The sequence below is a fragment of the Actinomycetospora sp. ABD4_176 genome (assembly GCF_056311855.1).
The window spans coordinates 5,397,957-5,411,330 of sequence record NZ_CM149974.1; the positions used below are offsets into that span (position 1 = coordinate 5,397,957).

At 73.7% G+C, this 13,374-nt stretch carries 14 protein-coding genes; 11 read left to right on the forward strand and 3 right to left on the reverse strand.

Translation table 11 applies throughout. From position 1 onward, the window contains the following. Window positions 1-26 precede the first annotated feature (26 nt). From ctaD to ACYX4T_RS26135, 4 genes are read left to right on the forward strand one after another with little or no spacing between them, the layout of a single operon-like run. On the forward strand, window positions 27-1,784 hold the full coding sequence (ctaD, locus tag ACYX4T_RS26120; RefSeq protein ID WP_476012119.1) for an aa3-type cytochrome oxidase subunit I: 1,758 nt from the start codon (window positions 27-29) through the stop codon (window positions 1,782-1,784). Between the two features lie 50 nt (window positions 1,785-1,834). Then, on the forward strand, window positions 1,835-3,091 hold the full coding sequence (gene serB / locus ACYX4T_RS26125; RefSeq protein ID WP_476015378.1) for a phosphoserine phosphatase SerB: 1,257 nt from the start codon (window positions 1,835-1,837) through the stop codon (window positions 3,089-3,091). Window positions 3,092-3,095: 4 nt separating this feature from the next. Further along, on the forward strand, window positions 3,096-3,887 hold the full coding sequence (locus tag ACYX4T_RS26130; RefSeq protein ID WP_476012120.1) for a peptidyl-tRNA hydrolase: 792 nt from the start codon (window positions 3,096-3,098) through the stop codon (window positions 3,885-3,887). Then, window positions 3,884-4,723 (forward strand): ATP-grasp domain-containing protein, encoded by an 840-nt coding sequence (locus tag ACYX4T_RS26135; RefSeq protein ID WP_476012121.1) that lies wholly within the window; start codon window positions 3,884-3,886, stop codon window positions 4,721-4,723. The genes ACYX4T_RS26130 and ACYX4T_RS26135 overlap by 4 nt, the downstream gene beginning before the upstream one ends. 60 nt (window positions 4,724-4,783) lie before the next feature. Here the strand turns inward: ACYX4T_RS26135 and ACYX4T_RS26140 are convergent, their stop codons facing one another. From ACYX4T_RS26140 to ACYX4T_RS26150, 3 genes are all read right to left on the reverse strand, one after another. Further along, window positions 4,784-6,853 (reverse strand): ATP-dependent DNA helicase, encoded by a 2,070-nt coding sequence (locus ACYX4T_RS26140; RefSeq protein ID WP_476012122.1) that lies wholly within the window; start codon window positions 6,851-6,853, stop codon window positions 4,784-4,786. 43 nt (window positions 6,854-6,896) lie between these two features. Beyond that, on the reverse strand, window positions 6,897-7,472 hold the full coding sequence (locus ACYX4T_RS26145; RefSeq protein ID WP_476012123.1) for an isochorismatase family protein: 576 nt from the start codon (window positions 7,470-7,472) through the stop codon (window positions 6,897-6,899). 93 nt (window positions 7,473-7,565) lie between these two features. After that, window positions 7,566-8,801 (reverse strand): nicotinate phosphoribosyltransferase, encoded by a 1,236-nt coding sequence (locus ACYX4T_RS26150; protein ID WP_476015379.1) that lies wholly within the window; start codon window positions 8,799-8,801, stop codon window positions 7,566-7,568. Between the two features lie 130 nt (window positions 8,802-8,931). On the opposite strand from ACYX4T_RS26150, the gene clpS reads away from it, so the two are divergent. From clpS to ACYX4T_RS26185, 7 genes are all read left to right on the forward strand, one after another. Beyond that, window positions 8,932-9,246, forward strand: a complete 315-nt coding sequence (gene clpS, locus ACYX4T_RS26155) for an ATP-dependent Clp protease adapter ClpS (protein ID WP_476012124.1) — start codon at window positions 8,932-8,934, stop codon at window positions 9,244-9,246. 5 nt (window positions 9,247-9,251) lie between these two features. Next, the gene (locus tag ACYX4T_RS26160) at window positions 9,252-9,809 is read left to right on the forward strand and encodes a DUF2017 domain-containing protein (protein WP_476012125.1); all 558 of its coding nucleotides are present in this window, start codon (window positions 9,252-9,254) and stop codon (window positions 9,807-9,809) included. Window positions 9,810-9,838: 29 nt separating this feature from the next. Next, the gene (locus tag ACYX4T_RS26165; protein WP_476012126.1) at window positions 9,839-10,339 is read left to right on the forward strand and encodes a M67 family metallopeptidase; all 501 of its coding nucleotides are present in this window, start codon (window positions 9,839-9,841) and stop codon (window positions 10,337-10,339) included. A 96-nt stretch (window positions 10,340-10,435) separates the two neighbouring features. Then, the gene (locus tag ACYX4T_RS26170; RefSeq protein ID WP_274200129.1) at window positions 10,436-10,714 is read left to right on the forward strand and encodes a MoaD/ThiS family protein; all 279 of its coding nucleotides are present in this window, start codon (window positions 10,436-10,438) and stop codon (window positions 10,712-10,714) included. Window positions 10,715-10,754: 40 nt separating this feature from the next. After that, entirely contained in the window at window positions 10,755-11,705 is a 951-nt protein-coding gene (locus ACYX4T_RS26175; RefSeq protein ID WP_476012127.1) for a PLP-dependent cysteine synthase family protein, read from the forward strand. A gap of 149 nt (window positions 11,706-11,854) precedes the next feature. Further along, on the forward strand, window positions 11,855-12,490 hold the full coding sequence (locus ACYX4T_RS26180) for a rhomboid family intramembrane serine protease (protein WP_476012128.1): 636 nt from the start codon (window positions 11,855-11,857) through the stop codon (window positions 12,488-12,490). An 88-nt stretch (window positions 12,491-12,578) separates the two neighbouring features. Further along, window positions 12,579-13,337, forward strand: a complete 759-nt coding sequence (locus ACYX4T_RS26185; protein ID WP_476012129.1) for an MBL fold metallo-hydrolase — start codon at window positions 12,579-12,581, stop codon at window positions 13,335-13,337. Window positions 13,338-13,374: the final 37 nt, after the last annotated feature.

Consider the following 13,374-nt stretch of genomic DNA (forward strand, 5'->3'; position numbering starts at 1 on the left):
AGACGCACCGTGAGCAGGAGGCCCTCGTGACCGCCGTGGCACCCAAGCCGATCGCGACCACGCCGTACCCGGCGCGGGAGGCGAAGCGCGGGTCGTTCGTCGGACGGATGCTCAAGACGACGGACCCCAAGGACATCGCGATCCTGTACCTGATCACATCGTTCGGGTTCTTCCTGGTCGGCGGGCTCATGGCGCTGCTGATGCGCGCCGAGCTGGCGCAGCCGGGGCTGCAGATCCTGTCGGTGGACCAGTACAACCAGCTGTTCACCATGCACGGCACGATCATGCTGCTGCTCTACGCGACGCCGATCCTGTTCGGGTTCGCCAACTACATCGTGCCGCTGCAGATCGGCGCGCCGGACGTGGCGTTCCCGCGGCTGAACGCCTTCTCGTACTGGCTGTTCCTCTTCGGCGGCCTCATCGTCATCTCCGGGTTCTTCACCCCGGACGGCGCCGCCGCCTTCGGCTGGTTCGCCTACACGCCGCTCTCGGACGTCGTGCACTCGCCGGGCCTCGGCGCCGACGTCTGGATCGTCGGCCTCGTCGTCTCCGGTCTCGGCACCATCCTCGGTGGCGTCAACTTCGTGACGACCATCGTCTGCATGCGCGCGCCGGGCATGACGATGTTCCGGATGCCGATCTTCACCTGGAACATCCTCGTGACGGTCGTGCTCGTGCTGCTGGCCTTCCCGATCCTCACCGCCGCGCTGCTCGGGCTCGCTGCCGACCGGCACCTCGGCGCGCAGCTCTTCGCGCCCGAGCACGGCGGTGTGATCCTCTGGCAGCACCTGTTCTGGTTCTTCGGGCACCCCGAGGTCTACATCGTCGCGCTGCCGTTCTTCGGCATCGTCACCGAGATCTTCCCGGTGTTCAGCCGCAAGCCGATCTTCGGCTACAAGACGCTGATCTACGCGACGCTGGCGATCGCGGCGCTGTCGGTGGCCGTCTGGGCCCACCACATGTACGCCACCGGTGCGGTGCTGCTCCCGTTCTTCTCGTTCACCACGTTCCTCATCGCCGTGCCGACCGGCATCAAGTTCTTCAACTGGATCGGCACGATGTGGCGCGGCCAGCTGACGTTCGAGACGCCGATGCTGTTCTCGGTCGGGTTCCTGGTGACGTTCCTCTTCGGTGGCCTCACCGGTGTCCTGCTGGCCAGCCCGCCGCTGGACTTCCACGTGTCCGACTCGTACTTCGTCGTGGCGCACTTCCACTACGTGCTGTTCGGCACGATCGTGTTCGCCACCTACGCCGGCATCTACTTCTGGTTCCCGAAGATGACCGGCCGGATGATGGACGAGCGCATCGGCAAGTTCCACTTCTGGCTGACCTTCATCGGGTTCCACATGACGTTCCTGGTGCAGCACTGGGTGGGCAACGAGGGCATGCCGCGCCGCTACGCCGACTACGCCGCGACGGACGGGTTCACGACGCTGAACACGATCTCGACGATCGGGGCGTTCATCCTCGGGGCCTCGACGCTACCGTTCCTGTGGAACGCCTTCCACAGCTGGCGCTACGGCCGGCCGGTGGAGGTCGACGACCCCTGGGGCCACGGCAACTCCCTGGAGTGGGCGACGTCCTGCCCGCCCCCGCGGCACAACTTCACCGAGCTGCCGCGCATCCGCTCCGAGCGCCCCGCGTTCGAGCTGCACTACCCGCACCTCACCGAGCGCATCCGCCTCGAGGCCCACGTCGGGTCCGGGCACTCGAGCATCGGTGAGGCCGCGGCGGGGCAGACCGGCCAGGAGCACATCCCCGGCTCCGACCCCCGGAACAAGTGAGCCGCGCGGTCCCCGACGACCCGTCCGACGGCGAGACCCCGGCGTTCGTGCTGACCGACGCCGGCTCGCCCCCGACGCCCGACGGTGAGCCCGACCCGGTACCGGTCCTCGTGACCGTCACCGGGCCGGACTTCCCGGGCGTCAACGCGGCGCTCTTCGCGGTCCTGGCCGAGCACGACGCGGCCATGCTCGACGTGCAGCAGGCGACCATCCACCGCCGCATCACGCTGTCGGCGCTGGTCACGCTGCCCGGCGACCCCGCGCGGCTGCAGGCGGCGCTGGAGCTGACGATGCCGTCGCTCGGCCTGTCGGTGAGCATCGAGACCGGCGGCGACGCGTCGGCCGTGCACCCGTTCTCGACCCACGTCGTGCTCGTGCTCGGGCGCCCGATCACCGCGGCGAACTTCGCCGAGGTCGCTCGCGGCCTCGCCGCCCTGCGCGTCAACATCGACCGGGTGCGGCGGATCGCCGACTACCCGGTGATCGGCCTCGAGCTGCGGGTCTCGCTGCCGTCGCTCGACCCGCCGAGCGACACCGCGCTGCGCCAGGCCCTGGCCGCCGCCGGGCGGCGGGCGCGCTGCGACATCGCGGTGCAGCGGGTCGGGCTCGCCCAGCGGGCCAAGCGCCTCATCGTGTTCGACGTCGACTCGACGCTCATCCAGGGCGAGGTCATCGAGATGCTCGCCGCCCGTGCGGGCTGCGAGGACGAGGTCCGGGCGATCACCGAGGCCGCCATGCGCGGCGAGATCGACTTCGCCGAGTCGCTGCACAAGCGCGTCGGGACACTCGCCGGCCTGCCCGTCGGCGCGCTCGACGACGTGGCCGCGGAGCTCGAGCTCACACCCGGCGCGCGCACCACCGTGCGCACCCTCAAGCGCCTCGGCTACCGGTGCGGCGTCGTCTCCGGCGGCTTCTCGACCATCATCGACCGTCTCGTCGAGGACCTGGGCCTCGACTTCTCGGCGGCCAACGAGCTCGAGATCGTCGACGGCCGGCTCACCGGCCGTGTCGTCGGGGCCGTCGTCGACCGTGCGGGCAAGGCGGAGGCGTTGCGGCGCTTCGCCGACGAGGCCGGGGTGCCGCTCGAGCAGACGGTGGCCGTCGGCGACGGCGCCAACGACCTCGACATGCTCGCCGCGGCGGGGCTCGGGGTGGCGTTCAACGCGAAGCCGGTGGTGGCGGCCGCCGCGGACACCGCGCTGTCCTACCCGTACCTGGACGCGGTGCTGTTCATCCTCGGGGTCACGCGCGACGAGATCGAGCACGCCGACGCCGCCGAGGGCCTCCTGCGCCGGGTGCCCCTGTGAGCTCGTGCTCGAGCACGCGCTGACCCCCGCGCTGGGTGCGCTGGCCGCACGGGTCGCTCCGTGGTTGGTCGACGGCCCCGCGCCGGAGCTCTCCGACGACGAGCCCGCCGACGGTGTCGTGCGGGCGATGACGCTGGTCCTGCGCCTGGAGCGCGAGGGCCCGACACGCACCGCCGTGCTGGAGGCGGCGGCGTCCGCGGCGGTCGCGCTGTGCCTCGACGAGCGCGCCGCCCCGGGCGGCCCCTGGTACGACGCCGTCGCCGCGTGGGCCGGGGCCGGGCGGATCCGCAAGCTCGCGCGGCGGGCGCGGACGGCGCACTGGCGCGCGGTGCAGGAGGTCGAGGGCGTGACGGTCGACGAGCTGGTGCGCGCGCTCGTGCCCGGGCCGGTCGACGAGGTGCCGCACGAGGTGCGTCGCCTGCAGATCGGCGGCACCGACCTCCCCGCCGACGAGCCCGGCCCGGCCGCGGAGGACCGGCCGGTGATCTGGCTGAGCCCGGAGGTCGAGCAGACGGTCGGCAAGGCCGCCGCACAGGTCGGGCACGCCAGCATGATCCTCGCGACGGTGCTGGCGGCCGACGGCTCGAACCACGGGGACCCGGCCGCGGCCCTGCGGTGCTCGGTGCGCCCGGCCCCGCGGGAGGCCTGGGGCGGCTGGGTGCGCGCGCTCGACGCCGACCCCTCCGGGCGCACGGCGTGGGAGGAGCACGGCGTCGTGCCGGTGCGCGACGCCGGGTTCACCGAGGTCGCGCCCGGAACGGTGACCTGCCTGGCGCAGCGCCGGGCGACGGCGTGACCAGGGTCCTCGTCGCCGGCTCGCGGGTGCGCAGCGAGCGCTCGGACGCCGAGACCCGCCCGCTGCTGGCCGCGCTCGCGGCCCGGGGCGTCGACGCCGCGAACGCGCCGTGGGACGACGGCACCGTCGACTGGGCGGACGCGGACCTCGTCACCGTGCGCACGACCTGGGACTACACCGAGCGCCGCGACGACTTCCTCGCGTGGGCGGAGCGGGTCGCCGCCGCGACGCGGCTGGTGAACCCCCTGCCGGTGCTGCGCTGGAACAGCCACAAGCGCTACCTGGTGGAGCTGGCCGCGGCGGGCGTCCCGACGGTGCCGACGACCCTGCTGGAGCTCGGGGCGGCGGTGCCCGACGACCTGGGCCCCGGGCCGCTCGTCGTCAAGCCCGCGGTGTCGGCGGGCGGCCGCGGCACGCACCTCGGCCGGCCCGACGACCTGCGCGACACCGTCGCCGACCTCCTCGCCGGCGGCGACGTCCTCGTCCAGCCCGCCGTCGGGAGCATCGCGCGCGACGGCGAGGTGTCGCTGGTACGCATCGGCGGGACGTGGTCGCACGCGGTGCGCAAGGTGCCCGCGGCCGGCGGCTTCCTCGTGCACGAGAAGCACGGCGGGCGCCTCCACGACCACACGCCGACCGCCCGCGAGGTGGCGGTGGCCGACGCGGCCCTCGCCGCCGCCCCGACGGACGTCCCCGTGGCCCGCGTCGACCTGGTCCGCCTCGACGGCGAGCCGGTGGTGATGGAGCTCGAGCTGATCGAGCCCGAGCTCTTCCTCCGCCGCGCCCCCACCGCCCCCGACCGCCTCGCCGACGCCCTCCTCGCGACCCTGGCCTGACACTCGGGGTGCGTCAGTCCCTCGACTCGGCGCGCCGGCACCGACCGCCCGGTCCGGACGTCAGCCGGCCGAGTCCCGCAACCGCTCGAGCGCGCCGCGCACGACGGCCGGGTCCTGCGTCGTCCAGAACGGCGGCAGCGACCCGCGCAGGAAGCCGCCGTACTGCTTCGTCGCCACGCGCGAGTCGAGCAGGGCGACGACCCCGCGGTCGCCGGTGCCGCGCAGCAGCCGCCCCGCGCCCTGGGCGAGCAGCAGCGCCGCGTGCGTCGCCGACACCGTCAGGAACCCGTTGCCGCCCCGCGCGTCGACGGCGCGCTGGCGGGCCGAGACGAGCGGGTCGTCGGGGCGCGGGAACGGGATGCGGTCGATCATGACGAGCTGCAGCGACTCGCCGGGCACGTCGACGCCCTGCCACAGCGACAGCGTCCCGAACAGCACGCTCTCCACGTCGGAGGCGAACTTCGTGACCAGCGTGCCGGTGGAGTCGTCGCCCTGGCAGAGCACGGTGCCGTCCCACCGCCCGCGCAGGTCCTCGGCGGCCTGCTTGGCCGCCCGCATCGACGAGAACAGCCCCAGCGCCCGCCCGCCGGCGGCCCGCACGAGGCCCTCGATCTCGTCGAGCACCGCGGGGGAGAGGCCGTCGCGCCCGGGCGGGGGCAGGTGGCGGGCGACGTAGAGGATGCCGGCCTTGTCGTGCGCGAACGGCGAGCCGACGTCGAGGCCGTGCCAGACGAGGTTCGTGGCCGGGTCGTTGCCGTGACCAGTCCCGTCGTCGGGGATGGGCTCGGTGACCTCCCGCGAGCTCCCGACGGGCAGCCCCCACTGCCGGGCCAGCGCGTCGAACGACCCGCCGAGGGCGAGCGTCGCCGAGGTGAGCACGACCGTCGAGCGTCCGAAGAGGCGCGATGCCAGCAGGCCCGCGACGGACAGCGGCGCGACGTGCAGCGCGCGCGTCGTGACCGAGTTCCGCTCGGTCTCCGAGCACCACACCACGTCGGGCCGCGTCGCCGGGTCCTCGCGGTCGAAGGCGGTCAGCAGGCGTCCGGCGACGTCGTGGACCTCCTCGACGAGGGCCAGCGCGAGCTTCCTGTTCGTGGCGTCGTCGTCCTTCCCGCGCTCCCGGTCCGGGCCGAGCGCCTGGCGGCACGCCCACGCCCGGTCGCGGATCGACGACAGCATCCGCCCGACCGCCTCCGGGAGTCGCTCCCAGCGACCGGGGACGACGTCCTCGAGGACCGTGCCGAGGCCCTCGCCCGCGTCGAGCAACGCGTCGGAGAGCCCCTGGTCGACCAGCTTGCCGCAGCGGCGGGCGGCGGCGGTGACGGTGGCGGCGGTCAGCTCGCCGGTCGCGACGGAGGTGACCCGGTCGACGAGGTTGTGGGCCTCGTCGACGACGACCACGTCGTGGTCGGGCAGCACGGCGCGGCCCTCGATGGCGTCGATCGCCAGCATGGCGTGGTTGGTGACGACGATGTCCGCGGCGCCGGCGGCGTGGCGGGCGTGCTCGGAGAAGCAGTCCTCGGCGACCGGGCAGCGGGCCGCCCCGAGGCACTCGCGGGCCGACACCGACACCTGCCGCCACGCGCGGTCGGGGACGCCGGGCACGAGCTCGTCCCGGTCGCCGGTGGTGGTCTTCTCGGCCCACTCGTGCAGCCGCGTGACCTGGCGCCCCAGCGCCGAGACCTGGAACGGGTCGAAGAGCTGCTCGTCGACCGGGTCCTCGGCCTGCGCGCTGCTCTGGATCTTGTGGAGGCAGAGGTAGTTGGCGCGGCCCTTGAGGATCGCGAACGTCGGGGCCCGCCCGAGCTCGGGCTCGAGGGCCTTGGCGAGGCGGGGGAGGTCGCGGTCGACGAGCTGGGTCTGCAGGGCGATGGTCGCCGTCGCGACGACGACCGCCTGCTCACCGGACAGCGAGTGGCGCACCGCGGGCACGAGGTAGGCCAGGGACTTGCCCGTGCCCGTGCCCGCCTGCACCGCCAGATGCTCCCCGGTGCGCAGGGCGCGCTCCACCGCCGCGGCCATCTGCTGCTGGCCCTCGCGCTCGGTGCCGCCCAGCGCGGAGACCGCCGCCGCGAGCAGCTCGGCCACCGGGGGCGGCCCGGTGATCGTGTCCGTGCTCGCGTCTCCCACGACGGTTCAGACTACGAGGAGGCCCGATCGGTTCCGTCGAGGCTCACGGCCGATGCGGCGCGCCCGTCAGCGTGACCCCGGCGTCGGCCATCTCCGCCTGGGCGCGGTCGGTGGTCTCGCGCAGGACGCCGGCGGTGAGGTCGAGGCGCACGTGGGTCGCGAAGCCCGCGCGGACGGCGTCGAGGGCGGTGGCGCGCACGCAGTGGTCGGTGGCGATGCCCACGATCTCGACGGTGTCGACGTGCCGGTCGCGCAGCCAGGGCGCCAGCAGCAGCCCGCCCGGCCCGCGGCCCTCGAACGCCGAGTAGGCGGCCTCGTACTCGCCCTTCGAGAACACGGCCTCGAGGAGGCCGACGTCGAGGTCGGGGTGGAACGCGGCGCCGGGGTGGCCGACGCGGCAGTGCGGGGGCCAGGTGTCGACGAAGTCGGGGGTCGAGGAGAAGTGGTCGCCCGGGTCGTCGTGGTAGTCACGGCTCGCGACGACGTGCGCGTACTCGGCCTCGTTCATGCCGAGGAACCGGCTGATCGCGGCCGCCACCGCCGCGCCGCCGTCGACGCCCATCGAGCCGCCCTCGCAGAAGTCGAGCTGCACGTCCACGACGATGAGTGCGGTCGTCATGCCCCGAGCCTACGAGCGCCCCGAGCGCCCCGAGCATGATCGAAGTACCGATACGGACACTGAACGTCTGCGACGGCACTTCGCTGACACACCTCAGGGGACCTGGGTCGTCGGGATCGCCGGCTCGCCGCGGGAGAGCTTGAGGCCCTCCCAGGGCACGGCGACGAGGCCGCGGCGCAGGTGCTCGCGGGACTCCTCGAGGGTCGGCAGCTCGCCGGCCGGCTCGCCCTTGACCAGCAGCGGGACGGGCACGACGCGGTCGTGCTCGCCGATCTCGACCTCGGCGTCGAGGCGGTGCACGAGCTCCTCGACCGCGGTGCCGGTCGGCTTGTGCCGGCGCACCGCGGACTTCGCCCCGCCGCGCGACTCCTTCGACGAGCTGCGCTTGGCGACGGGCCGGCCGTCGACCTCGACGAGCTTGTAGACCATCCCCGCGGCCGGGGCCCCGGAGCCGGTGACCACCGAGGTGCCGACCCCGTAGGCGTCGACCGGCTCGGCGCGCAGGGCGGCGATGGCGTACTCGTCGAGGTCGCCGGAGATGACCACCCGGGTGCCCGTCGCGCCCAGCGCGTCGAGCTGGGCGCGGGCGCGCTGGGCGAGGACGCCGACGTCGCCGGAGTCGATGCGCACGGCGCCGAGATCGGGGCCCGCCACCTCGATGGCGGTCGTGATGCCCCGGGTGATGTCGTAGGTGTCGACGAGCAGCGTGGTGCCGACGCCCAGGGCTTCGACCTGCGCGCGGAACGCCTCGGCCTCGCTGTCGTGGAGCAGCGTGAACGCGTGCGCGCTGGTGCCGGTGGTCGGCACGCCGAAGCGGCGGTGCGCCTCGAGGTTCGAGGTCGCGGAGAACCCGGCGAGGTAGGCGGCGCGCGCCGACGCGACCGCGGCCTCCTCGTGGGTGCGCCGCGAGCCCATCTCGATCAGCGGGCGGCCGTTGGCGGCCGTCGTCATGCGCGCGGCGGCGGAGGCGACCGCGCAGTCGTGGTTGAGCACCGAGAGCACGAGGGTCTCGAGCAGCACGCACTCGGCGAACGTCCCGGTCACCGACAGCACCGGCGAGCCGGGGAAGTACAGCTCGCCCTCGGGGTAGCCGGTGATGTCCCCGGAGAAGCGGTGCCCCGAGAGGTACTCGGCGACGCGGTCACGCACCCCGGCGTGGCACAGCACGTCGATCTCGGCCCGGTCGAACGTGAACCGCGACAGGGCCTCGAGCAGGCGCGGCACGCCGGCGACGACGCCGTAGCGCCGCCCGTGGGGCAGGCTGCGCGCGAACACCTCGAACGTGCACCGCCGCTGCGCCGTGCCGTCGGCGAGGGCGGCGTCGAGCATCGTGAGCTCGTACTGGTCGGTGAGGAGCGCGGTGCTCGGCCCCGGAGAGGTCACGCGCACCACAGTAGGGGGTCACGCGGGTCCGCCCGCCCCCGTGCGGGGCGTGCCGCCGAGGTGTCACGATGGAGCCATGCAGGTCGTTCTGTCCGCTCCGGCCGACCCCGAGGTCGACGAGCGGGCCGAGGCGGACGCCGACGAGGCCACGCTCGCCGACACGCCGTGGCAGACGATCGTGTGGAACGACCCGGTCAACCTCATGTCGTACGTCACCTACGTGTTCCAGAAGCTCTTCGGCTACGACAAGGCCAAGGCCACCGCGCTCATGCTCGACGTGCACCACAAGGGCCGGGCGACCGTGTCCTCGGGCAGCCGCGAGAAGGTCGAGGGCGACGTCGCGCGCCTGCACGCCGCGGGCCTCTGGGCCACGATGCAGCGGGCGAGCTAGCGCGGGTGAAAGCCTGGAAACGGCAGGGCCGGGGCGACCGCGTGCGCATCGTCGCGGTCCTCGAGCGGCCCGAGGCGTCGGTGCTGCGGGGTCTCATGGGGCAGGTCGAGCAGATGCTCACCGGGCGCGGGGCCGAGTCCCCCGACGACGAGCTCGCGGCCCTGACGGGCATCCGCACCGGCCCGTCCACCCCGCCCGACGACCCGGTGCTCGCGCGCCTGCTGCCCGACTTCGCCTCGTCGGGAGAGGACGACGCGGGCGAGCTGTCGGCCGCGCTGCGCTCGGTGCGCGAGCCGGAGCTCATCGAGGCCAAGCAGGCCGCCATCGCCACCGTGCTGGCCACCTGTCCGCCCGGCGGCGGGCGCGTCGAGCTCGCGCCGTCCCAGGCCGAGGAGTGGATCGCCGCGGTCAACGACGTGCGCCTTGCCCTCGGCGTCGCGCTCGAGGTGACCGAGGACATGCCCGAGCAGCTTCCCGCCGACGACCCCCGCGCCGACCACCTGCCCGTCTACCACTGGCTGACGTGGCTGCAGGACTCCCTGGTGACGACGCTGACGGGCTGAGTCGCCCCCGCATCCGTATCCTGGACGGCGTGCTGGTGATCCGGGCCGACCTCGTCGAGCAGATGGTCGCGCACGCCCGCCGGGACCACCCCCTCGAGGCCTGCGGCCAGCTCACCGGGCCGGAGGGCTCCGACCGCCCCGAGCGCTACATCCCGATGACCAACACGGACGCGGTCTCCAGCGACTACGCGTTCGACTCGCGCGAGCAGCTGCGCGTCCACCGCGAGAGCGAGGAGCGCGGCGAGGAGCCGGTCGTGGTCTTCCACTCGCACACGCGGGTGCCGCGCCGGCCGCTCACCGACACCGGCCTCCCCGAGGCGTACCCCTCGGAGAAGGACATCCAGTACATGGGCCTGCAGCCCGGGGTGCACTTCGCGATCGTCGCGCTGACCGGGCCCGAGTCGTCGTACGACCTGCGCTCGTTCCTGCTCGACGAGGCCGGCGCCGTCGTCGAGGACGACGTGGCGGTCGTGGAGAACTACATGTTCGCCCACACCGGCTCCGACGACGTCCCGGACCCGCAGGCCTGACGTCCCGCCGTGCCCCGTCGCGGGGTCACGGAATGTCGCGTCCGCGTGGGACGCTGACACCCGAGCAAGGCGTCCACCACGAACCGGAGGGAACCCGTGTCCGCCACCGTCTCGATCCCGACCATCCTGCGCACGCACACCGGCGGCGAGAAGCAGGTCAAGGCCGAGGGCTCGACGCTCCAGGAGGTCATCACCGACCTCGAGGCCAACCACCCCGGCATCAAGGACCGGCTGGTCACCGACGGCGCGCTGCACCGGTTCGTCAACGTCTACGTCAACGACGAGGACGTCCGCTTCAGCGGCGGCCTCGACGCGCAGGTGCCCGACGGCGGCACCGTCACCATCCTGCCCGCGGTCGCGGGCGGGGCCCGCTGACCAGCGCGACTCCACCGTCGGAGCGCTCCAGGAGAGGCCCATGGCCCGGTACGACTCCCTGATCCACGCCCTGGGCGACACGCCCATGGTCGGCCTGCCGTCCTTCTCCCCGGCGCCGCACGTGCGGCTGTGGGCGAAGCTCGAGGACCGCAACCCGACGGGCTCGATCAAGGACCGGCCGGCGCTGCGGATGATCGAGGCGGCCGAGGCGGACGGCCGGCTCACCCCTGGCTGCACCATCCTCGAGCCCACCTCGGGCAACACCGGCATCTCGCTGGCGATGGCCGCCAAGCTCAAGGGCTACGAGCTGGTGTGCGTCATGCCCGAGAACACCTCGGCCGAGCGGCGCCAGCTGCTCGAGATGTACGGCGCCCGGATCATCTTCTCGCCCGCCGCCGGGGGGTCGAACCAGGCCGTCGCCACGGCCAAGGAGATCGCGGCCCAGCACACGGACTGGGTGATGCTCTACCAGTACGGCAACCCGGCGAACGCCCTCGCCCACTACGAGGGCACCGGGCCGGAGATCCTGCGGGACATGCCGACGATCACCCACTTCGTCGCGGGTCTCGGCACCACCGGCACGCTCGTCGGCACCGGGCGCTACCTGCGCGAGCACAAGCCCGACTGCCAGATCATCGCCGCCGAGCCCCGCTACGGCGAGCTGGTCTACGGGCTGCGCAACATCGCCGAGGGCTTCGTCCCGGAGCTCTACGACCCCGACGTGCTCACCGGCCGCTACTCGGTCGGGGCGTACGACGCCCTGCGGCGCACCCGCCAGCTCGTCGAGCAGGAGGGCATCTTCGCCGGCATCTCGACCGGCGGGATCCTGCACGCCGCGCTGGCCCAGGCCGAGAAGGCCGCTGGCGCCGACGACGAGGCCGACATCGTCATGGTGGTGTGCGACGGCGGGTGGAAGTACCTGTCCACGGGCGCCTACTCCGGCACGCTCGAGGAGGCCGCGGAGGCCCTGGAAGGACAGCTCTGGGCGTAGCGGGCGTGTCTGCGGAGTGGCTCCGCAGACGTTCAGTGTCCGTATCTCCACTCCGTCCTCGCCACACCGGCGCGGTCCGGCCGACCCCGAGGAAAGCCGGGGGCCGCGACCCACGCGGATCCTGCGCCGGCGGCCGTAACCTCGGTGGGGTGACCAGCCCGGCCCGTCCGTCACCCCGCCTCCTGCCCGAGCGTCCGCTGCGGGCGGCGATCCTCATGGTCGGGATCGTGGCCGTCCTCTGGCTCCTCGAGCTGGCCGACCGGACGGTCTTCGTCTCCCTCGACCCGCCCCAGGGCCTCGACGACGACGGCATCGTGCCGCGCACGCTCGACGGGCTCGGCGGCATCCTGTGGGCGCCGCTGCTGCACGGCGGCTTCGACCACCTCGCGAGCAACACCGTGCCGCTGCTCGTGTTCGGGTTCCTCGTGCTCGCGGGCGGGCTGGGCCAGTTCATCGCCGTGACGGCCGTGATCTGGGTCGTCAGCGGCGTCGGCACCTGGCTGATCGGCAGCCCCGGCTCCACGATCGGCGCGTCCGGCATCATCTTCGGCTGGTTCGCGTTCCTGCTGGTCCGCGGCTTCTTCGCCCGGTCGGCCGGGCAGATCGTGCTCGCCGTCGTGCTGTTCGCCATCTACGGCGGCCTCCTGCTCGGCGTCCTGCCGAGCAACCCGGGCATCTCGTGGCAGGCGCACCTGTGCGGGGCGATCGGCGGCGTCCTCGCCGCCCGCATCACCGTCGCGGCCGACCGCCGGCGCACCCCGCCCGGCACGCCCGCCGTGCCCTGATCGCCGGCGGAGACATCGTGCTCGTTCCGTGACCGCCGCGGTCTCCTGTCCTGTGCGTTCGGAGAGGTCGGGCCCGTAGGGTGCGCGCGTGGAACTGATCGTCCTGGGGTGCTCCGGCAGCGGCGCCGGGCCGCACTCCCCGGCCTCGGGCTACCTCGTGCGCGCGGACGACACGTCCCTGGTGCTCGACCTCGGCAACGGGTCGTTCGGTGTGCTCCAGCGGCACATGGACCCCTTCGAGCTCGACGCCCTGGTGCTCTCGCACCTCCACCCCGACCACTGCGCGGACGTCTCCGGGCTGATCGTCCACCGGCGCTACCACCCCGACGGCCCCGGCAAGATCATCCCGCTGCACGGGCCGACCGAGTCCGAGGTGCGCCTCGCGGTGGCCTACGCGCCGTCGTCCGACGAGCGGGTCGCCACCGACCTCACCGACGTCTTCTCCCACCGCCCGTTCGTCCGGGGCCCGGCCGCGATCGGACCGGTCGCGCTGACCAGCGCGCCGGTCGACCACCCGTGCGAGGCCTACGGCGTGCGCCTCGAGCACGAGGGCCGCAGCCTCGTCTACTCCGGCGACACCGGGCCGTGCCGCGAGCTGGTCGACCTCGCCCGCGGCGCCGACGTGCTGCTGTGCGAGGCGACGTGGTCCGACGGCCCCGAGCGCCCCCCCGGCGTGCACCTCTCGGGCCGCCAGGCCGGCCGTACCGCCCGCGAGGCCGGGGTGGCGCGGCTCCTGCTCACCCACGTCCCGGCCTGGGCCGACGGCCCGGCGCTGCTGGCCGAGGCGCGCGAGGAGTTCTCCGGCCCCGCCGAGCTCGTCGTCCCGGACGGGCACTACACGATCTGACACCGCCGGTGCGAGCGATGCGGCTTTGCTGGCACTG